The sequence below is a fragment of the Streptomyces sp. NPDC049887 genome (assembly GCF_040656535.1).
Taxonomy (GTDB): domain Bacteria; phylum Actinomycetota; class Actinomycetes; order Streptomycetales; family Streptomycetaceae; genus Streptomyces.
This window is the reverse complement of record NZ_JBFAMM010000010.1, coordinates 180,215-199,977: the sequence shown is the minus strand read 5'-3', so window position 1 is coordinate 199,977 and position 19,763 is coordinate 180,215. Positions and strand designations below refer to the sequence as shown.

At 72.6% G+C, this 19,763-nt stretch carries 18 protein-coding genes and 1 pseudogene; 11 read left to right on the top strand and 8 right to left on the bottom strand.

Features of this window, described 5'->3' with window-relative positions:
• Positions 1-421: 421 nt before the first annotated feature.
• Positions 422-895 (bottom strand): MarR family transcriptional regulator, encoded by a 474-nt coding sequence (locus tag AB0J10_RS15410; protein WP_363061689.1) that lies wholly within the window; start codon positions 893-895, stop codon positions 422-424.
• 224 nt (positions 896-1,119) lie between these two features.
• Positions 1,120-1,770: a type 1 glutamine amidotransferase family protein gene (locus AB0J10_RS15405; protein WP_363061687.1), complete on the bottom strand. Its 651-nt coding sequence runs from the start codon at positions 1,768-1,770 to the stop codon at positions 1,120-1,122.
• 181 nt (positions 1,771-1,951) lie between these two features.
• On the opposite strand from AB0J10_RS15405, the gene AB0J10_RS15400 reads away from it, so the two are divergent.
• The 3 genes from AB0J10_RS15400 (at position 1,952) to AB0J10_RS15390 (ending at position 5,356) form a co-directional block, all read left to right on the top strand.
• Complete coding sequence (locus tag AB0J10_RS15400; RefSeq protein WP_363061685.1) at positions 1,952-3,313, top strand: aspartate aminotransferase family protein; 1,362 nt, start codon at positions 1,952-1,954, stop codon at positions 3,311-3,313.
• 325 nt (positions 3,314-3,638) lie between these two features.
• On the top strand, positions 3,639-4,319 hold the full coding sequence (locus AB0J10_RS15395; protein ID WP_363061683.1) for a GntR family transcriptional regulator: 681 nt from the start codon (positions 3,639-3,641) through the stop codon (positions 4,317-4,319).
• A 386-nt stretch (positions 4,320-4,705) separates the two neighbouring features.
• Entirely contained in the window at positions 4,706-5,356 is a 651-nt protein-coding gene (locus AB0J10_RS15390; RefSeq protein ID WP_363061681.1) for a hypothetical protein, read from the top strand.
• A gap of 416 nt (positions 5,357-5,772) precedes the next feature.
• On the opposite strand, the gene AB0J10_RS15385 is transcribed toward AB0J10_RS15390, so the two are convergent.
• Positions 5,773-6,555: an SLATT domain-containing protein gene (locus tag AB0J10_RS15385; protein ID WP_363061679.1), complete on the bottom strand. Its 783-nt coding sequence runs from the start codon at positions 6,553-6,555 to the stop codon at positions 5,773-5,775.
• Between the two features lie 422 nt (positions 6,556-6,977).
• On the opposite strand from AB0J10_RS15385, the gene AB0J10_RS15380 reads away from it, so the two are divergent.
• The 7 genes from AB0J10_RS15380 (at position 6,978) to AB0J10_RS15350 (ending at position 13,765) form a co-directional block, all read left to right on the top strand.
• Positions 6,978-7,319 carry a YbaB/EbfC family nucleoid-associated protein gene (locus AB0J10_RS15380; RefSeq protein ID WP_269732494.1) on the top strand — a complete coding sequence of 114 codons (342 nt, stop codon included), beginning with the start codon at positions 6,978-6,980 and terminating at the stop codon, positions 7,317-7,319.
• 82 nt (positions 7,320-7,401) lie between these two features.
• Positions 7,402-8,001, top strand: a complete 600-nt coding sequence (recR, locus tag AB0J10_RS15375; RefSeq protein ID WP_269729220.1) for a recombination mediator RecR — start codon at positions 7,402-7,404, stop codon at positions 7,999-8,001.
• Positions 7,994-8,662, top strand: coding sequence for a DUF5063 domain-containing protein (locus AB0J10_RS15370; RefSeq protein WP_269729219.1), 669 nt, complete (start codon positions 7,994-7,996; stop codon positions 8,660-8,662). Before recR ends, AB0J10_RS15370 begins: the two co-directional genes overlap by 8 nt.
• Before the next feature lie 361 nt (positions 8,663-9,023).
• On the top strand, positions 9,024-10,304 hold the full coding sequence (locus AB0J10_RS15365) for an aspartate kinase (RefSeq protein ID WP_269729218.1): 1,281 nt from the start codon (positions 9,024-9,026) through the stop codon (positions 10,302-10,304).
• A 28-nt stretch (positions 10,305-10,332) separates the two neighbouring features.
• Positions 10,333-11,382 carry an aspartate-semialdehyde dehydrogenase gene (locus AB0J10_RS15360; protein ID WP_363061676.1) on the top strand — a complete coding sequence of 350 codons (1,050 nt, stop codon included), beginning with the start codon at positions 10,333-10,335 and terminating at the stop codon, positions 11,380-11,382.
• A gap of 287 nt (positions 11,383-11,669) precedes the next feature.
• On the top strand, positions 11,670-12,428 hold the full coding sequence (locus AB0J10_RS15355) for a SigE family RNA polymerase sigma factor (protein ID WP_363061674.1): 759 nt from the start codon (positions 11,670-11,672) through the stop codon (positions 12,426-12,428).
• A 170-nt stretch (positions 12,429-12,598) separates the two neighbouring features.
• On the top strand, positions 12,599-13,765 hold the full coding sequence (locus AB0J10_RS15350; RefSeq protein ID WP_363061672.1) for a hypothetical protein: 1,167 nt from the start codon (positions 12,599-12,601) through the stop codon (positions 13,763-13,765).
• A gap of 238 nt (positions 13,766-14,003) precedes the next feature.
• On the opposite strand, the gene AB0J10_RS15345 is transcribed toward AB0J10_RS15350, so the two are convergent.
• From AB0J10_RS15345 to AB0J10_RS15325, 5 genes are all read right to left on the bottom strand, one after another.
• Positions 14,004-14,753 carry an SURF1 family protein gene (locus tag AB0J10_RS15345; protein ID WP_363061670.1) on the bottom strand — a complete coding sequence of 250 codons (750 nt, stop codon included), beginning with the start codon at positions 14,751-14,753 and terminating at the stop codon, positions 14,004-14,006.
• A gap of 195 nt (positions 14,754-14,948) precedes the next feature.
• Positions 14,949-16,712: a prolyl oligopeptidase family serine peptidase gene (locus AB0J10_RS15340; RefSeq protein WP_363061777.1), complete on the bottom strand. Its 1,764-nt coding sequence runs from the start codon at positions 16,710-16,712 to the stop codon at positions 14,949-14,951.
• 280 nt (positions 16,713-16,992) lie between these two features.
• Entirely contained in the window at positions 16,993-17,547 is a 555-nt protein-coding gene (locus AB0J10_RS15335) for an N-acetyltransferase family protein (RefSeq protein ID WP_363061668.1), read from the bottom strand.
• Between the two features lie 109 nt (positions 17,548-17,656).
• The gene (locus AB0J10_RS15330) at positions 17,657-18,349 is read right to left on the bottom strand and encodes a class F sortase (protein ID WP_363061775.1); all 693 of its coding nucleotides are present in this window, start codon (positions 18,347-18,349) and stop codon (positions 17,657-17,659) included.
• A 65-nt stretch (positions 18,350-18,414) separates the two neighbouring features.
• A complete protein-coding gene (locus AB0J10_RS15325; RefSeq protein ID WP_363061666.1) occupies positions 18,415-18,909 on the bottom strand; it encodes a hypothetical protein in 495 nt (164 codons plus the stop codon).
• Positions 18,910-19,349: 440 nt separating this feature from the next.
• On the opposite strand from AB0J10_RS15325, the pseudogene AB0J10_RS15320 reads away from it, so the two are divergent.
• A pseudogene (locus tag AB0J10_RS15320) lies at positions 19,350-19,750 on the top strand (VOC family protein); the annotation flags it as partial.
• Between the last annotated feature and the right edge of the window lie 13 nt (positions 19,751-19,763).

The following is a 19,763-nucleotide window of genomic DNA, read 5'->3' as shown; positions in this document are numbered from 1 at the left end:
TCGCACGAGAATAGTGCGCTCCGAGCCGGCGCCCACAGGCAACCGCCTCCCCGCCGGGATCCGACCGGATCGCGCCCGTGTTCCGGCCTGTTGCGTCCCTCCTCGCCGGGAGCGAGCCGCTCGCAGGGAGACTGCTTGAGGCTCCTGCGTGAGGCACCCGCATGAGGAGACACCAGTGACCGTCGCGCCGGTTCCCGGACGGGCGGGTGGCGGCCGGGGCAGCGCTGGACGGACGAAGACGTCACGAGGGTCCGCGGTGCGGCATGCGACGACGTCCGCGGTACCGCCTGCCCACCGGCGATCGCACGGGTCCACGGACCGACACCGGGGGCGGGAGGCGGCGCCGGGATCAGGCGTGCGGGAGCCGGGAGCCGGGGCGCTCGTCGGGGGCGTGGTTTGTCGCCGGGGCGCGGAAGGCGCGTCAGCGGCTCGCCCCCGAGGGCCCGTCCGCCCCCGCGGGCTCCTGCCGTCCGTCGGACGCCAGTGCCTCCATCGCGGCGGAGAGCCGCTCCAGCACCCGTACCGTCTCCGTGAACCGCTCGTCGCCGAGCCGGTCCGCGAGACGCCCGGCGAACTCGGCGTGCCCGGGGTTGATCCTGTCGATCGCGGCCCTGCCCTCGCCGGTGGGCCGGAGCAGCTTGGCGCGACGGTGCGCCGGGTTCGGCACGTACTCCGCGAGGCCCTTGCCGACGAGCAGATCCGCGATCCGCTGCACGCTCTGCCGGGTGATGCCCATGGCCCGGGCGATCCCGGCGACCGGAAGCGGCTCGGGCAGCACGGCACCGAGGACCTGCCACCAGGCGGAGGTCAGCCCGGCCGGGCGGGCCAGCTCCTCCGCGACGCCCAGGAACTGCCCGTTGAGCCGGAAGACGCTGATGGCGGCGGTGCTGAGCATCTCCTGCCTCTCCCCGGCCGGCCGCTTCGGAGCCTCCCGGGCGGGTGCGACGGCCGTTCGGCGGTCCGGGCCGCCGGGCCCGTGGTCCGGCCCGCCGCCCGGTCCCTGCGCCGGCCCGGGTACCGGGGCTTCGGCAGTCCCCCGGGACGCCCGGATCGGCTCGTGGTCCGTAGGGGCCGGCGCGCTGTCGGGGCCGCGGCCCGCGCCGTCGCGTCTGCCGCCCGTCATGCGTTGAGCTCCTCGAACGCCTCCGGGTCGGAGTCGTGGAACAGCCGGTACCAGGCGTCGAGCTTGCCGCCCTCGAACGCCCCGAGCCTGCCGAGCACTTCGCGGGCGAACGCCACCGGTTCTGTCGGGCCGGCGGTGATCAGGTCGCCGTCGGTCACGGCGTCGGAGTCGACGTAGTACTCGCCGCCCTCGTAACCCGTGGCGGCCAGGTAGAACGAGACGGCGCTGGTGTGCTTCCGGTCGTCCAGCAGTCCCTCGCGGGCCAGCCCGGCCGTGGCCCCGCAGATCGCGGCGACGGGCACCCCGGCCTCCAGGAACTCCCGCGCCTTGCGGGCGAACGGCGCCAGCTCGTCGTCCGTGTCCCACAGGTCGGCCCCGGTGAGGATGAGCAGCTCGCTGTCCTCGGGCCGCAGGGTGTCGAGGCCCAGGTCGGGCTGGATGCGCAGGCCGCCGATCGTGGTGACCGGCTTGTCCGTGTCGGGGCCGACCGTGCGCACGGTGTGCCCGGTGCGGGCGAGCCAGGCGGTCGCGTGCCCCGTCTCCCAGTCGGCGAACGTGTCGTAGACGGCGACGTGGACCGCCCGCCCGGCCGGCGCGGTATCGGCGACGGCGGTGGTGCTGCTGGCGGATGACGTGTCGGCGGTCATGCCGGCCTCCCTGGCCCTGCGGTAGGAGTTCTCCCCGATGACAGTAGACTGTCATAACGACAGCGTGCTGTCAAGTTCCCCGGGCCGTGTTCCCGTGCCACGACACCTTGCCCATGAAACTGGCCGAGGGCATACAAGGTGGCCATGTCGGCCCCGAGCCGCGCCTCCCTAACCTGGCCGTATGACCCCTCATGTCGAACCCGACCCCCAGGCCGGCGCGGCCGTGAAGGCTGCCGACCGTGCCCACGTCTTCCATTCGTGGTCCGCCCAGGGCCTGATCGACCCGCTCGCCGTGGCCGGCGCGGAGGGTTCGTACTTCTGGGACTACGACGGCAACCGCTACCTCGACTTCACCAGCGGCCTCGTCTACACCAACATCGGCTACCAGCACCCGAGGGTCGTCGAGGCGATCCAGGAACAGGCCGGCCGGCTGGCCACCTTCGCCCCGGCGTTCGCCGTCGACGTCCGCTCCGAGGCCGCCCGCCTGATAGCCGAGCGCACCCCCGGCGACCTGGACAAGATCTTCTTCACCAACGGCGGCGCCGAGGCCGTCGAGAACGCGGTGCGCATGGCCCGGCTGCACACCGGCCGGGCGAAGGTCCTCGCCGCGTACCGCTCCTACCACGGCGCCACCTCCACCGCGATCAACCTCACCGGGGACCCGCGCCGCTGGGCCTCCGACACCGCCTCCGCCGGTGTCGTCCACTTCTGGGCGCCGTTCCTCTACCGGTCGCCGTTCTACGCCTCCACCGAGGCGGAGGAGTGCGCGCGGGCACTGCAGCACCTGGAGGACACGATCGCCTTCGAGGGCCCGCAGACCATCGCGGCGATCGTGCTGGAGACCGTCCCCGGCACCGCGGGCATCATGACTCCGCCGCCCGGCTACCTCACGGGCGTCCGCGAGATCTGCGACCGGTACGGCATCGTGTTCGTCCTCGACGAGGTCATGGCGGGCTTCGGACGCACCGGCGCCTGGTTCGCCGCTCAGCACTACGACGTCGTGCCCGACCTGATGACCTTCGCCAAGGGCGTGAACTCCGGCTACGTGCCGCTCGGCGGCGTCGCCATCTCCGCCGAGATCGCGGCGACCTTCGACAAGCGCCCCTACCCCGGCGGACTTACCTACTCCGGCCACCCGCTCGCCTGCGCCGCCGCCGTCGCCACGATCCGGGTGATGGAGGACGAGCAGGTCGTCGAGCACGCGGCCCGCATCGGCGAGCACGTCCTCGGTCCCGGCCTGCGCGAACTCGCCGAGCGCCACCCCTCCGTCGGCGAGGTGCGCGGCCTGGGCGCGTTCTGGGCCCTGGACCTGGTGCGCAACCGGGACACCCGGGAACCGCTGGTGCCCTACAACGCGACCGGCGAGGCGGCCGCCCCGATGGCCGCCTTCGGCGCCGCCTGCAAGAAGAACGGCCTGTGGCCCTTCATCAACATGAACCGCACCCACGCCGTCCCCGCCTGCAACATCACCGAGGCCGAGGCCAAGGAGGGCCTCGCCGCCCTCGACGCGGCCCTCACCGTCGCCGACGAGCACACCGTCTGACGCGGCGGCCGACAGGACACACCGTCCGACGCGGCCGGGGCCCTTGCGCCCCGCCAGGGGGCCGGGGCCGGGGGGCCTCGGCCCTTCCGCCTGCGCCGGACCGGGGGCGTCTCCACCTGTCGGCGCCGGGACCGGGGCGGAGCGCACCCGGCTGCCCGTCCGGGGCGGCCGGTCACGGCCCCGAGTCCTGGCCCGGGACGTCAGGCCCGCGCGGGACCCGGGAGAGTGCGGTGCGTCCGGGCGGCCCGGGACGACGTGGGGCGGGCCGGGGCGGGGACGTCACGGGGCTTAAGGTGTCCGCAACCGGACGGAGGGGACCGACATCATGCCCGCGAGCGGAGCTGTCACCCGCAACACCCTGCGGCAGCAGATCGCCGGCGCGTTGCGGGACGAAGTGCTGGCCGGACGGCTGCGCCCCGGACAGGAGTTCACGGTCAAGCAGATCGCCGAGCAGTACGGCGTCTCCGCCACGCCCGTCCGCGAGGCCCTCGTCGATCTCGCGGGACAGGGCCTGCTCGACTCCAACCAGCACCGCGGCTTCCAGGTGCACCGCTTCTCCGTCGAGGACTTCCGCGGCATGATCGAGGCCCGCTCGCTCATCGTGGACGGCATCTTCCGCGAGGGCGGTGCCCCCCGCGCCCAGCCGGCGACGGGCGCGGCCCTGGTCTCCGTACGCCGCCGCGCGGAGGAGGCGGCCCGGGCCGCCCGCTGCGGGGACCTGACCGTCCTCATCGGCTACGACCTGAGGTTCTGGCGCGAGCTGGGCGCCCTCGTCACCAACCGCTACATCGCCGAGTTCCTCGACCGGCTCCGCGTGCAGTCATGGGCCTTCGCCGTGCCCCGGCTTCGGGCCGAGCCCGAGTTCGGGGACTGGCTGTGGAGCGGCCACGAGCAGCTCGTCGACGCGATCACCCGCGGCGACGCCCCGGGCGCCCGGGCTCTGATCGCGGTGGACGACGACCTCGCCCTGCGCTGGGCGGAGCGTCTGGAGCGGCGTGCGGAGTGAGAACGGCGGAACCGCCGGGAACCGCGGCCCCGGTGAGGACGGCCCGGCGCACGGGCCCCCGGACCGGTGGCGCGGGCGCGGACGGAGGACTCGGAGCGGCCGGAAGCGGCACCGGTGGGGGCCCCGAGCGGGCGGCGGCAGTCCCCCGGAGGACCCGCCCCGGAGCACCCGCCGTCCGAGGGGCGGGCGCGGCGGGAACTCGCGGGCCCCGGGACCGCGCGGACCGTCCGAGGATGGGTATGTGACCTGCAGACCCCCGGACCGGTGCCGCCACCCGGGCCGGGCCGTCGTCGGCTGCGGCTGACTGTGCGCGATGTGCTAGTAGCACTACGCTGTCCCGACCATCGCTACAACCTGCTACGACTCCGATGGAGAGCGAGCCCGTCTTGGCCTGTGACCTCTGGCTGGTCCCCCTCGTCGATGTGCTGTGCCACAGCCCCGACAACCCCTTCGCCGAGGAGATCGCCTCGTACGACAAGGCCCTCACCGCGGCCGGTCTGCCCAACGTTCCCGTCTTCGCCTACATGCCGGGCCTCTCGGGCGACGTCGCCCCGATCGCCGGCTTCGACTACGACGCCCTGCACTTCCTGCGCCGGGCGTACCTCCTCCAGCTCTGCGGGCTGGCGGTGACGCCCGTCGACGAACTGGGCGGCGACTACGAGCAGCTGCTGGAGATGTTCGAGTCCACGGCCCAGCAGTCCCATCTGGTGTGGCACTACGACCACGCCGGTGCCTACGTTCCCGTCGACTTCCCCGAGCCCCTGTCCAACGAGGAACTCCTCGCCGGCGGCGGCCCGCTGGGCTCCTCCCAGGGCCTGCTGCGCGAACTCGAGTACGTGGCCCCGTCCATCGGCATCGACCCCGCCAACCCCCCGTCCGCCCCGGCTCCGCCCACCCGCCCCACCACCCTGGAGGAGCCGGCGGGCCCCATCCCCCACGACAACAGCCCGTTCGCCCGGGAACGCCATGTCTGGCTGGGGCTGCACGCGGCGGCGACCCGAAGCCTGGGCCAGGGCTCGATGATCATCTTCAGCTGACCGCGCATCCGCCCGTGCGCCGGCGACCGTGACCGCGGCCCGTGCTTCCACGGCACCCCGCGCACCTGAGTGCGGCCCGCGCATGTGCGCGGGCCGCCCTTTCGCGTCCGGCGGGTCAGCCGATGGCGGCGTGACCGCTCCAGCCGGTGCCGACACTGGTGTTGACGACGTTTAACATCGCGGTGGAACTGAGCCGGACGGTGCCGCTCCCGAGACACGGCACAGCGACGGGCGGCCCGCTAGCGCAGCCTGCCGGTCTCGGTGAGGGTGCGTCACGCTGGGGCACCCGGTCCCCTTCTGCTGGTGTTCTGCTGGTGCGGACGCGCAGTCCACAACGAGCCGGAAGGCCCTCACCCGTTCAAGACCCCAAAGCCGAGACCCGGCTCACCCGTCCACAACCTCCCCGGGCAGAACACCTACCGCGCCTCCGGCGGCCGCTGCCTCGGCATGTTCGGCCGGGTGGGCGGGGGCAGGGGGAACCGGCCCAACGACGGATGCGCGTGGTCCGGGCGCGACGGCACCGGCGCCGACTGCATCAGCAGCGGCGCCGGACCGGCGCGGAACTCGAGCATCCAGTCGGCCGTCTCGGTGCGGACCAGTTCCGTCAGGTCCTCCGAGAAGCGGCGCAGCACGGTGAGGCACCGCTCCGCCGCCTCGCTCGCCGTGCCGTCCGTGGGGCCGAGAACCTCGCGGACGCTCTCGGAGGCCCAGTCGAACTGCAGGCTCTGGAGCCGCCGGTGCACGGCCTGGGCCGCGGCCACGTCCCTCGTCCAGCCCGAGGTCAGGCCGAAGTACCGGTCGCAGGCCACGCAGGCGGCGGCGAGCAGCAACGACAGGTACCCCCAGCCCGCCGCGCCGGCCAGCAGCCCCGTCAGGTCCAGCAAGGGCAGCGCCGCGCCCGCGATCGCCCCCAGGACCGTGCCGGCGCGCAGCGCACGGGCGGCACGGCGCTTGCGCACGCGGTCGTCCAGATACCACTCCGCGGTCCGCAGGGCGTCGGCCTCCACCCAGCGGTACAGCTCGTCGAGGCGCTCCGCCGGCTCGCCCCAGTCGCCGAGCGGGAACGGCCGGCCGGCCAGATCCGGGCCTCGGTCACGGCGCGGGCCGGTTCCGGGGCCCGGGACGCCGCCGGTCTCCGGGACCCCGGCCCCGTCCTCCCCCCGGGCCGACCCCCCAGGCTGCATCTCCGGCTGGCTCACCGGTGCACTCCTCTGCGCTCTGCGTGACTGCGGTGCGTGACTGCGGCTGCGTGTGTGACTGCGGCTGTGTGAACTGCGGTGCGTGACTGCGGCGGTACATGACTGCGGCTGGGCATGACTGCGGCGGCTGCGGTGACCACGCGGTGCGCGGTCATGGACACAGTCCCGCTGACCCTGCGTGACGATCCCGGCACGCGGGGGTCCTGGTGCGCAGGTTCTTCCTACCGCCGGACGGTGGGCCGGGGGAGCGGAATCCCGGTAATTCCGCCCGCACGAGCGTCCTGGTCCGGTGGGCCAGGGGCGCGCCTGCTCCCCGCGGAAGTCACTCGAAAGGGTCGGTGCCCACTGGGCGGGGCATGCCGTCCCCCGACCACGTAGGCTCGGTTTACCGAACAATCGACGTCGAAATGCCAGGAGTGACCGTGATTCCCGGTGGTGGCCAGCCCAATATGCAGCAGTTGCTTCAGCAGGCCCAGAAGATGCAGCAGGACCTCGCCCGTGCACAGGAGGAACTGGCGGCGACCGAGGTCGAAGGCCAGGCGGGCGGCGGTCTCGTGAAGGCGACCGTCACCGGCTCCGGCGAGCTGCGCGGCCTCGTCATCGACCCCGGCGCGGTCGACCCGGACGACACCGAGACCCTCGCGGACCTCGTCGTCGCCGCAGTCCAGGCCGCGAACGAGAACGCACAGCAGTTGCAGCAGCAGAAGCTCGGCCCGCTCGCCCAGGGACTCGGCGGCGGCGGGATCCCCGGACTCCCCTTCTGACGCCCTTTCCGCGCCGGTCTTGACCCTGGTCGGACCGGACCAACTACCGTAACCACCGAAGCATTCCGAGAGAGGCGTTCCGTTGTACGAAGGCGTGGTTCAGGACCTCATCGACGAACTGGGCAGGCTGCCCGGCGTCGGTCCCAAGAGCGCGCAGCGGATCGCCTTCCACATCCTCCAGGCCGAGCCGGCCGACGTCCGGCGCCTCGCGCACGCGCTGCTCGAGGTGAAGGACAAGGTCCGCTTCTGCGCGGTGTGCGGGAACGTCGCACAGCAGGAGCAGTGCGCCATCTGCCGGGACGCGCGCCGCGACCCGGCGGTCATCTGCGTGGTCGAGGAGCCCAAGGACGTCGTCGCGATCGAGCGGACCCGGGAGTTCCGCGGTCGCTACCACGTGCTGGGCGGAGCGATCAGCCCGATCGAAGGCGTCGGCCCGGACGACCTGCGCATCCGCGAGCTTCTCGCGAGGCTCGCGGACGGCACGGTCACCGAGCTGATCCTGGCGACCGACCCCAATCTCGAGGGCGAGGCGACCGCCACGTACCTGGCGCGCATGGTCAAGCCCATGGGGCTGAAGGTGACGCGTCTCGCCAGCGGGCTTCCCGTTGGCGGCGATCTGGAATACGCCGACGAGGTCACGCTCGGGCGTGCCTTCGAGGGGAGACGACTTCTCGATGTCTGACGCAACGCTGCACTCCGTCACGCAGGACCCGGACGACTTCGCGGTCCAGATCGCCGACTCGATCGAGAGCTTCATCGTGGCCACCACCGAGGTGGCGCGGGGCGACGAGCCGGACAGTGCCGTGCCGTTCCTGCTGCTGGAGGTCTCCCAGCTGCTGCTCGCGGGCGGCCGATTGGGCGCCCACGAGGACATCGTCCCCGAGGAGCGCTACGAGACGGACACCGGACCGGACGTGGACGTCGACGACCTGCGCGAGCGGTTCGCCCGGCTCCTCGACCCGGTCGACGTCTTCTCCGAGGTCTTCGACCCGTACGAGCCCCGCAAGGCGCCGGTGCCGTTCCGGATCTCCGACAACCTCGCGGACATCGTCACCGATCTGCGCCACGGCCTCGCCCACTACCGCGCGGGCCGCACGACCGAGGCGCTGTGGTGGTGGCAGTTCTCCTACTTCTCCAACTGGGGGCCGACCGCCTCGGCGACGCTGCGCGCGCTGCAGTCCCTGGTCTCCCATGTGCGCCTGGACCAGCCGCTGCAGGAACTGGACGGGCTGGACACCGACGAGGACCTCGCCGAGGACGACCTCGCCGAGGAGGCGGGGCGCGTGATGGCGGAGGAGATCGCGGGGCCGCTCGGGTTGCGGAGGGCTCCCGCGGCCCAGTGAGCCGGCCCTGTCCGCCTCCCTTCGCCCGGGGGCGGGGGCGCGCCGCCGGTTCGGGTTCGTGCCACCATCCCGGGCCGGCCGGCACCACCCTTCCGAGGACTGCGCCGAGCCCGGGTGGCACCTTCGTGGACCGTGTGTTCCGCACCGCCGGAGCACCCGCGGACATGTGACCCCGCCCACAGAACCGCGTACCCGGTGCCCCCTTGGGCAGATGAGTCCTCGGGCAGCCCGGCCTTGCCGGTGATCACGGCGTGAGTGGGACATCTCGCGATGTGATACGGCGGCGGCGATTCCGGGCTGCTCGTTAAACTGACGCAGACCGCAGTGATGACTGCGGCCAGAGACCGAGCGAGGAGCGCACGTGGGCCTTGTCGTGCAGAAGTACGGAGGCTCCTCCGTTGCCGATGCCGAGGGCATCAAGCGGGTCGCCAAGCGGATCGTCGATGCCAAGAAGAACGGCCACCAGGTGGTCGTCGTGGTCTCGGCGATGGGTGACACGACGGACGAGTTGATCGATCTCGCCGAGCAGGTATCCCCGATCCCTGCCGGCCGTGAGTTCGACATGCTGCTGACCGCCGGAGAGCGGATCTCCATGGCCCTGCTGGCGATGGCGATCAAGAACCTGGGCCACGAGGCCCAGTCGTTCACCGGCAGCCAGGCCGGCGTGATCACCGACTCGGTCCACAACAAAGCGCGCATCATCGATGTCACGCCGGGCCGGATCCGGACGGCGCTCGACGAGGGCAACATCGCGATCGTCGCGGGCTTCCAGGGCGTGTCCCAGGACAAGAAGGACATCACCACCCTCGGTCGTGGCGGTTCGGACACCACCGCCGTCGCGCTGGCCGCGGCGCTGGACGCCGAGGTCTGCGAGATCTACACCGACGTGGACGGCGTCTTCACCGCCGACCCGCGCGTGGTGAAGAAGGCCCGCAAGATCGACTGGATCTCGTTCGAGGACATGCTGGAGCTCGCGAGCTCCGGTTCCAAGGTGCTCCTGCACCGGTGCGTCGAGTACGCACGCCGCTACAACATCCCGATCCACGTCCGCTCGTCCTTCTCGGGGCTGCGGGGCACCTGGGTCAGCAACGAACCGCACGCCGAGCAAGGAGCCCGCAAGGTGGAGCAGGCCATCATCTCCGGAGTCGCCCACGACACCTCCGAGGCGAAGATCACCGTCGTCGGCGTCCCGGACAAGCCGGGCGAGGCCGCCGCGATCTTCCGCACCATCGCGGACAACGAGATCAACATCGACATGGTGGTGCAGAACGTCTCCGCCGCGTCCACGGGCCTCACCGACATCTCCTTCACCCTTCCGAAGACCGAGGGCCGCAAGGCGATCGACGCGCTCGAGAAGACCAAGAGCGCCATCGGTTTCGAGTCGCTGCGCTACGACGACCAGATCGCCAAGATCTCGCTCGTCGGCGCGGGCATGAAGACCAACCCGGGTGTCACCGCCTCCTTCTTCGAGGCGCTGTCCGACGCCGGCGTGAACATCGAGCTGATCTCCACCTCCGAGATCCGGATCTCGGTCGTGACCCGCGCCGACGACGTCAAGGAGGCCGTCCGGGCCGTCCACACCGCCTTCGGCCTCGACAGCGACTCCGACGAGGCCGTCGTCTACGGAGGCACCGGCCGGTGACCGCTGGCCGCGCGACGGTGGTCGCGCGATGAACCGCAAGCCGACGCTCGCGGTCGTGGGTGCGACCGGAGCCGTCGGCGCGGTGATGCTCCAGATGGTGTCCCAGCGCGCGGACGTCTGGGGCGAGATACGCCTGGTCGCCTCCCCGCGTTCGGCCGGCCGCAAGCTGGCCGTACGCGGCGAGGAGACCGAGGTCGTCGCCCTCTCCGAGGCGGCGCTGACGGGGGTCGACGTCGCCCTGTTCCTGGTGCCGGCCCCGGTCGCGACCCAGTGGGCGCCGGTCGCCGTCGCCAAGGGCGCGGTGGTCGTGGACAACTCGGCCGCCTTCCGGCTGGATCCCGACGTCCCCCTCGTCGTGCCCGAGATCAATCCGCATGCCGTGCGACACCGGCCGCGCGGCATCGTCGCGAGCCCGGGCTGCACCACGCTGGCGATGATCGTCACCGTGGGCGCCCTGCACGCCGAGTTCTGCGTGGACGAACTCGTGGTCTCCGCCCTCCAGGCCGTCAGCGGTGCCGGACAGTGCGGTGTCGATGCGCTCCGCACCCAGCTCGCGCTGGTCGCGGACACCGAACTGGGCACCGCTCCCGGGGACGTGCGCCGGGCGGTCGGCGACGGACTCGGCCCGTTCCCGGCGCCCACGGCACTGAACGTGGTCCCCTGGTCCGGGATGCTCGAGGACGACGGCTGGTCCTCGGAGGAAGTCGCGATCCGGGCCGAGACCCGCAAGCTCCTGGACCTGCCCGAACTCCGGGTCTCCGCGACCTGTGTGCGTGTGCCGGTCGTCACGGCCCACTCGGTCTCGGTGCACGCGCGTTTCGAGCACGAGGTCTCCGTCGAGCGGGCCCACGACATCCTCGCCACGTCGCCGGGCGTGGTGCTCTTCGACGACCCCGAAGCCGGTGAATTCCCCACGCCCGCCGATGTGGTGGGCACCGATCCGACCTGGGTCGGGCGCGTCCGGCGGGCCATGGACGACCCGAGGGCCCTGGATCTCTTCGTGTGCGGGGACAACCTCCGCAAGGGTGCGGCCCTGAACACCGCTCAGCTGGCAGAGGCGATCGCCCGCGAATTCTGAGCAGAGTGTCGGTGCCTCTTTGTAGGATCTGGGAACCCCCTGTGATCAAACAACCTGGATGTGCCCCTTGAACTGGGGTGATGGCGTGTCCGACGATGCATTCGCGCCACTGTGCAACCGGTTGCTGTGCGGGGAGCGTCTATGCGGTCGTCCCTTCGCGGTGCCGCGATAAGCCGTGATAAATGGGGCATTGGGGAAGATCGGGAGCGCATGAGGGCATACGGTGCGTCGTCACAAGCGATGGTGTGCGCGTACAACCCTGAGGGGGGGCGGCATGTCCAACAGGCGTGGCAGAAGTACTCGACATCACCGCGGTGGCCCCGCTCCGCGGCAGGGCGTTCGCCCCGGCCCGGCCCCCGGGCCCGCCCCCGAACCGGGGCGCCGGCAGGGCTCCGGGACGCGGCATCACGGTGCTCCCGCTCCGGGGGCCCCGCCCTTCGCCTGCCCCCGGCAGGGGCTCCGGCGGCGGGATGCCGGTGATCGCTCCCATGCCGGCTGCGCACTCTGCCCCCATACCGTCCCAGCGCGAGAGCGCTGAGGAGGCGGTGGCCGCGGGTACCACGGTCGACCACCTCACCGAGACCTACCGCGCCCACTACCGGTCGCTGCTCGGCCTCGCGGCCCTGCTGCTGGACGACACCGCGTCCTGCGAGGACGTCGTCCAGGAGGCGTTCATCCGCGTCCACTCGGCCCGCCGCCGCGTCCGTGACCCGGAGAAGACCCTCGCCTATCTGCGGCAGACGGTCGTCAACCTGTCGCGGTCCGCGCTGCGCCGGCGGATCCTCGGGTTGAAGCTGCTCTCCAAGCCGATGCCCGACATGGCGAGCGCGGAGGAGGGCGCGTACGACCAGCTGGAGCGGGACGCGCTCATCAAGGCGATGAAGGGCCTCCAGCGGCGGCAGCGCGAGGTTCTGGTGCTCCGCTACTTCGCCGACATGACGGAGGCCCAGGTCGCCGAGACGCTCGGCATATCGCTGGGCTCGGTGAAGGCATACGGCTCACGGGGCATCGCGGCCTTGCGCGTTGCCATGGAGGCCACGGCATGACCGGGCACGAACGCGGGCACGAGCACGACCGCGAGGACGCCCCGCGGGACGACCTTCGGGGGAAGGGCGCCGCGCAGGGCCCGTACGGTGGTGAAGCACCGGACGGGAAGCACACGACTGAGCTTTACGGGCCGGACGGGCCGTTGAACGACCGGACTGGGAAAGAGACTGTGAACGACGGGCCGCGGAACGGAACGGACGACCAGGGGCTCGGGGGTGACACACCCCGGGGCGACCTGCCCGCCGGTGACCTGCCGGGCCGGGACCGCCTGCTCCGTGACCTGCTGGGCGGACCGGGCCTGGGCGGACCGGGCCTGGACGGACCGACGCCGGCCGGGGCCGGCCCCGAGGACCCGGAGGACCGGGACGAACCGGCCCTGCGGCGACTGCTCCACGACGCCGTCGGCACCATCGAACCCGCCGACGGCGCCCTGGAGCACCTGCGCCGGGCCGTGCCGGCGCGGCGCGCACGCAAGCGCCAGGCCCTGGTCGGCCTGGCGGCGTCCGTGATCCTTCTCGGCACCGCGGTCCCCGCCTTCGTCCACGTGGCGAGCTCGGGCGGCCTCGACGACCAGCCCGTGAACGCCGGGCACGGCGAGCAGGCCCAGGGCGGTACCGGCGAGCAGGAGAGCCACGACGGCGGGCAGGCGGCGAACGGCGACCCCGCCGGGCGGCAGCCGAACGTCCCCGGCGCTCCGAGCGCCACGCAGCAGTCGCCGACCCCTGGCGGCGCCGCGACCGCGGGCATCCCGGGCGGCACGGGGGTCGCGCCGACCGACAGCGCCGTCGCCTCCGCACCCGCCTGCGAAGCCGACCAGCTCGGTGTGGACGTGGCGCAGGCCGGTGCCCCCGAGGACGACGGCAAGGTGTACGGCACGTTCCGCATTTCCAATGTCTCCCCGAGCGAGTGCTCGATCGGGGCTGCGGGTGCGGTGAGCTTCCGTACGGCGGGTGCCGCGGACGCCACGAAGATCAATGTGGTCACGCACACCACCGGGGACGCGGCGGGCGGACTGCCCGACCCGTCCCAGGAGATCAAAGCCGTGGTGCTCAGGCCCGAGGCGTCGTACGAGGTGAAGTTCGCCTTCGTCCCCTCGGAGACCTGTCCGACGACCGGCGCCTCTCCCGACCCCACGCCCACGGACGGCGCTTCGGGCACGACCGACGGCGCGGGCACGGCTACGAACACCGAGCCGCAGTTCGACGACGGGACCGGCGCCGACGGCAGCATCTCGGTGGTCCACACCCCCGAGGCGGGCGGCCCGAACGCGGAGGCCGCGATCCCCGACGCGTGCGCCGGCACGATCTACCGCACGGGCCTCCTCAACCCGTCCTGACCGCACGCCGGTCGAGGCCCGGGTGCGGGGTGACGGTTCACCGGTGCGGATGCGCTGACGGTCCATCGGCGTGTGTGGTGCGCCGTCCACCGGCGCGGGCCGGCCCTTCGGCCCTTCAGCCCTTCGGGCGTGGCGGTACCCGACGGCTCACCGGCCGTGCCGCCGGTGGGCCGGGACCCCGCCGGGCACCGTCACCTCCTCCTGCGGAGGCCGGATCACGCCGTGCCGTGGAGCCGCATCACACCGGATCGAGACCGAGCGCCTGGTCCTTGGCAGCCTCCGCCTCGCGGCGCACGAAGCGGAACCACATGAACAGCACGAAACCCGCGAAGGCGAACCACTCCAGCGTGTAGCCGAGGTTCTGGAACGCCTTGAGGTCGAGCCCGCTGCCCTGTGGCGCGGCCGCAGGCACCGGACGCATCCCGTCCGGCGCCGTGGTGAGCGTGATCCACGCGTCGTACACATCGTCGGGGACGAGGTTCACCAGGGAGGCGGCGCTGATCATGCCGAGCTGACCGCTCGGCAGGCCGCCCGCGGTGCGAACCCCGTCACTGCCCTGTGTCTCCGAGGCCTGCAGCGCCCCCGTGACCGTCACCTCACCGGCAGGAGCTGGCGGCGCCGTCGCCCCGGAGGGCAGCCAGCCCCGTACCACCGGCAGCGCCCTGCCGTCGCCGGTGCGGAGCAGCGTCAGCACGTAGGAGCCGCGCCGGCCGTCCAGTTCCCGTCCGGGCACGAGGAACTGCTCGCCGTAGCGGCCGGCGGCCGTGGCGAGCCGCCCCGAGGTGTTCTTGTCCACGGGCAGCAGCTCCGCGAGCGGCGCCGCGGCACGTTCGCCCTGCTCCGCGCGCTGTTCGGCGGCCCGGTGGGTGTCGACGCGGTCCTCGAACCGGCCGAGCTGCCAGGTCCCCATGAAGATGCAGAAAGGGATCGCCAGCGCGACGAAGACATTGATCCCCCACCAGCGGGGCGTCAGCAGGAACCGGTACACGCCTCCACGGTACGGAACGCCCCGCTTTCCCCCTCTCCCGGGTCCCGTTTGGCGCTCCGCCGACCGGTGCCCGGAGGCGGCCGAAGGGGCGGCCTCCCGGGCACCCGCGGCTCGGGGCACAGAACGGGACCGTGGCGGCCGGGACCGGTGACGGCCGTGGCGGCCGGACCCGTGGCGGCCGTGGAGCCGGCACCGCTACCGCAGGTGCCGCTCCGCGAAGGCCAACTCCAGTCGCACCTGCTTGATCCGCTCCTCCACCACCAGCGAGCCGTGGCCCGCGTCGTACCGGTACACCTCGTGGACCGCGCCGCGGGCCGCGAGGCGGTCCACGTAGTTCTCCACCTGGCGGATCGGGCAGCGCGGGTCGTTGACCCCGGCCGAGATGTACACCGGAGCCGTGACCGCGTCCACGTACGTCAGCGGGGAGGAGGCCTCGTAGCGCTCGGGGACCTCCTCCGGTGTGCCGCCGAGCAGTGTGCGGTCCATCGCCTTCAGGGCCTCCATCTCGTCGTGGTAGGCCGTGACGTAGTCCGCGACGGGGACCGCCGCCAGGCCCAGGGCCCAGGAACCGGGCTGTGTGCCGAGTCCGAGCAGGGTGAGGTAGCCGCCCCACGAGCCGCCCGACAGCACCAGCTTCGCCGGGTCGGCCACGCCGGAGGCCACGGCCCATTCGCGGACCGCCGCGATGTCCTCCAGCTCGATCAGACCGACGCGGTGCTTCAGGGCGTCCGTCCACGCCCGCCCGTAGCCGGTGGAGCCCCGGTAGTTGACCCGGATCACCGCATAACCGTGGTCCACCCAGGCCGCCGGCGCGGCCGCGAAGGCGTCGCTGTCGTGCCAGGTCGGGCCGCCGTGTATGTCGAAGACGGTGGGGAACGGCCCCTCGCCCTCGGGCCGCTGCACCAGTGCGTGGATCCGGCCGCCGGGGCCCTCCACCCACACGTCCTCCACACCGACCGAGCCGGGCGCCTTCATGCCCGGCGGGTCCAGTACCACCCGGCCCGCGGTGGAGCGGACCTTCGGGGGCTGCGCGGCGGACGACCACACGTACTCCACCGTCCCGTCCGGCCTGGCCGTCGCGCCGGAGACCGTCCCCGCCGGGGTCTCCACCCGGATCAGCTCGCGCGTGGCCGGGTCGAACCGCCACAGATCGCTGCGCGCCTCGAAGCTGTGCGCGACGAGCAGGGCGGAGCCGTCCGGATACCACTCGGCGCTCACGTCGCCCGGCAGGTCGATCGCGAGGTCGGTCTGCTCGCCCGTGGCCACGTCCCACAGCATGGGCTCCCAGCGCCCCCGCCGCTGGTGGCCGACCAGCAACCGGGTGTCCCCCTGGACCGGGGCGAAACCGAGCACCTCCAGCCCCAACTCCCGCGAGCCGCCCTCGGTGTCGTCCAGCTCGCACACCGTCGTTCCGTCCAGCCGGACGACCCGCAGCGCCGAGTGCATCGCGTCGCCGTGCTCGGTGTGCTCCAGAGCGAGCAGCGTCCCGTCGTGCGAGAGATCGCCGACGCCCGCCGACTCCCGGTGCCGGTAGATCTCCACCGGTGCACCGCCGGGCCGTACGACGTGGATCGTCGTCCCGTCCTCGTCCGTGGACCGTCCCACGACCGCCGTGCCGTCCCGGCCGAGGGCGACGCCCGCGCTGTACGCGGGCGCGAGGCCCGGCGTGGCCGGTTCGTCCGGACCGCCGCCGAAGGGTTGCCGCATCCAGACGCCGTACTCGTCACCGTCCGTGTCCGAGAACCACCAGATCCACGCGCCGTCGGGGGTGAGTATCCCGTCCGTCGTCCCGTTCGGCCGGTTCGTCGCCTGGCGCTGTCCGCCGGTGGCGCGGTCCCAGGCGTACAGCTCGTACGTCCCCGTCGCGTTCGAGACGAACAGGGCGTGGTCCGGGGCGTCCTCCGCCCAGTCGGGCAGCGAGACCCGGGGGGCGCGGAAGCGCCGCTCCCAGGCCGGCATGTCCGCGGGCGCGCCCGCCGGCACCGCCGTGCGCTCCCCGGCGGGGGCCGCGGGGACGACGGTGGGCGCCTCGGACGCCGTGGATTCGGTGATCTCAGTCATGCCCACCATTCTGCGCCGCCGCGCCCACAATCCGTTCGCCCCGCCCTCAGCCTGTGGACAACCTCCGCGGCAGGTACTCACCAACCCCTTACGCCCGGCGCGGGGCCGACCGTCCGCGGTGGGCCCGCAAGGGCTGTGCCGCGGGCCCAGCGGCCCAGACCGGCGTCGGACGCATCCGTCAGGGGACGACGGGACTGCGGCGTTCCAGAAGGACCACGTCCCGCCACACTCCGTGATGGCGGCCGATCCGTTCGCGGGTGCCGATGACCCGGAATCCCAGGCTCCGGTGGAGGGCGAGACTGGCCTCGTTCTCGGGGAAGACGCCTGACTGGATCGTCCAGATACCGGCCGCCTCGGTCGAGGCGATGAGCCGCTGCAGCAGGGCGCGGGCCACCCCCCGGCCGCGGGCGGCGGGGTGGACGTAGACCGAGTGCTCGACGACTCCCGCGTAGGCGCAGCGGTCGGAGACTGCCGACGCCGCGACCCAACCGAGCACGTGGCCGACTCGGTCGGCGGTGACACCCGCGGTGTCCGCGGGGCCCGCGGCCGCTGGGCGTGCTGGGGGTGCGGCCGGCGACGGCACGGAATCCCGCAGGGCGACGAACCGATGCTCCGTCAGTCTGGACCTGTCGAACTCGGCCCAGGCCGGAGCTCGGGTCTCGAAGGTCGCGTCGCCCTCGTCGATGCCGAGCCGGTAGACGGCGAGCACCTCCTCCGCGTGCGCGGCTGTCATCGGCACGACGATCACGGCGGTCCCTCCGGTGCGTCCTTGCGGCGTGAGGACACCATCATGCGCCCACGGCCACGGGAGCCGGGCGGTCGGGCTGCCGGGGTAAAGAGGGCTAGGTCAAGCGCTTGAGCGTCGCGTAGACGACGAGATTGCCGAGGTAGCCCGTCTTCCTGGTGTAGCCCCCGCCGCACGTGATCACCCGCAACTGGGGAACGGTGGTGCCGGCGTACACCTTCTTGCTGGGGAAGGAGTGCTTCGAGTACACCTCGACGGCGTCCACGGAGAAGTGAGCCGTGCGCCCGTCGAGCCTGGTGACCTGAATGGCGCTGCCCTTGGTGAGAGCGCCCAGCCGGTAGAAGACAGCACGGCCGGTGGGGGTGTCGACATGCCCGGCCACGACGGCCGCGCCGACCTCGCCCGGCGCCGGCCCTCTGGAGTACCAGCCCGCGATCTGCGCCTTGTCGACCGGTGGCACCTCCAGCGTGCCGTTCTTGCCCAGAGCGAGGTTCATCAGCGGGGTGTCCACCCGGATGGCGGGGATGCGCAGCCGCACCGGTACGGAACGCGGCCGGGGACCGGGCGGCGCCTTGGCCGCCCTGGCGGGGGGCGGGACGGCCAATAGGGGCGGGACGACCGGCCCGTGGGAGACCGCCGGGCCCGGCACCCGTGCGGTGAAGGCCTGGGCGGCGGACGGCTGGGGAGCCGTCTCGCCGCGCAGCCCGTGCATCAGCAAACCGATGCCGACCAGCAGCATGACGCCGAAGACCCTGGTCGATGTGAAGGGGGAGGGGTGCTTGCGTCCCATCGCGGTCCGGGCTCCGGTCTCGGTCACGGAGGTGGCGGGCCCCGTCGACGTGCGCCGGGAGCCGCTCAGGCCGCCGAACCGTTGCCGTGACGCCGCCGCAGCACCAGCACGCCGCCCGCCGTCGCGGTGAGAACGAGCGCGGCTCCGATGGCCATCTCCGTGCTGTTCATCCCGCCGCCACCGCCGAATCCACCGCTCACCGCACCGTTCGGGCGCCCGGCAACCTCGAATTCGGACTCGACCCGGACCCCGGGAGGGCACTTGACCGTGATGTTGTAGGTGCCTTCCTTCGCGTTGTCGGGAACGGTGAACGTGCCTTCCAGTTCTCCTTCGCTGCCGCTCTCGGTCAGATTGATCTGACCTCCGATCTCCGCCTGCCCCTTGGCGTAGGTGGCTGCCGGGTCACATACCCCCGACGTGCTGACGGTGATGGTCGAGCCGGGATACCCCACCTCGGGACTGACCGTGACCTCGGACCCTTCGGCGACTGCCACGGGAGCCGGGATGCCAAGTACGGCCAGTGCCAGGGCACTTCCGGCGAGAAGACGTGCGGTACGCATTTTCACCACCCTCCGAGTGGCGCGGGCCAGGACTCGTTGCCCCGACGAGGACGCCGCGCTTCAGGGGGAAAGGCAACCAGTTCTTGTGATCAAATGACTGCAGCGAAATGGCCCGACCATTCCGCGCCGTTTTCGTTTCGTGCCATTCCCACAGGTCGCGGCGCCCGCAATAGGCTCAAGGACGGAATATCGAAACGGCGTGGCGAACGGGTGGCGACATGCGCGTCGCAGGCGCCGCCGGGCGTGTCGCAAGGCCGGGCGAGGCCGGTGCCGCCCGGCGGCGACACTTGCTGGGAGACCGGCCCGGGCGGATGCCAGACCGGGTCCCGGCCCACCCGATCCGCCAGAACCGCGCTGCGGCGAAAGCCCGGTGAAACCGCCTCGGCAGCCTCCGCGACAGCAGCCCGCCGGACGACGGACCGGAAGGAAGAAGGAAGGACATGAGCGCACTCGCCGGCGCCCGTGTCGCCACCAGGCTCCCGCCAGGACCTCGACAGGGCCCGGCGGTTCTGCTCCGAGAAGCTGGGCCGCGACCCCGTCGACGAACGCCCGGCGGCCTGCTGTACCGGTGCGGCGGTTCGGACTTCGCGCTCCCCCGGTCCGCGGGCGCCTCGCCGGGCACCTTCACGCAGATGGCCTTCGAGGTCGACGCCATCGACACGGCCGTCACCGAGCTCAAGGCCGGGGAGTGGTCTTCGAGACCGTCGACCTGCCCGGACTGAGGACGGTGGAGGGGATCGCCGACATCGAGGGCACCTACCCGGGCAAGGGAGCCCCAGGCGAACGCGGCGCCTGGTTCCGGGACAGCGAGGGCAACATCCTGGGGGCCGGACAGCCGGTGCGGCGATGCGCGG

What these genes read in the sequence shown, in the direction of transcription:
- AB0J10_RS15410 (WP_363061689.1), bottom strand. Translation starts at nt 895, where the DNA reads ATGCTCAGCACCGCCGCCATCAGCGTCTTCCGGCTCAACGGGCAGTTC.
- AB0J10_RS15405 (WP_363061687.1), bottom strand. Translation starts at nt 1,770, where the DNA reads ATGACCGCCGACACGTCATCCGCCAGCAGCACCACCGCCGTCGCCGAT.
- AB0J10_RS15400 (WP_363061685.1), top strand. Translation starts at nt 1,952, where the DNA reads ATGACCCCTCATGTCGAACCCGACCCCCAGGCCGGCGCGGCCGTGAAG.
- AB0J10_RS15395 (WP_363061683.1), top strand. Translation starts at nt 3,639, where the DNA reads ATGCCCGCGAGCGGAGCTGTCACCCGCAACACCCTGCGGCAGCAGATC.
- AB0J10_RS15370 (WP_269729219.1), top strand. Translation starts at nt 7,994, where the DNA reads ATGTCTGACGCAACGCTGCACTCCGTCACGCAGGACCCGGACGACTTC.
- AB0J10_RS15360 (WP_363061676.1), top strand. Translation starts at nt 10,333, where the DNA reads ATGAACCGCAAGCCGACGCTCGCGGTCGTGGGTGCGACCGGAGCCGTC.
- AB0J10_RS15340 (WP_363061777.1), bottom strand. Translation starts at nt 16,712, where the DNA reads ATGCCGGCCTGGGAGCGGCGCTTCCGCGCCCCCCGGGTCTCGCTGCCC.
- AB0J10_RS15335 (WP_363061668.1), bottom strand. Translation starts at nt 17,547, where the DNA reads ATGACAGCCGCGCACGCGGAGGAGGTGCTCGCCGTCTACCGGCTCGGC.
- AB0J10_RS15330 (WP_363061775.1), bottom strand. Translation starts at nt 18,349, where the DNA reads ATGGGACGCAAGCACCCCTCCCCCTTCACATCGACCAGGGTCTTCGGC.
- AB0J10_RS15325 (WP_363061666.1), bottom strand. Translation starts at nt 18,909, where the DNA reads ATGCGTACCGCACGTCTTCTCGCCGGAAGTGCCCTGGCACTGGCCGTA.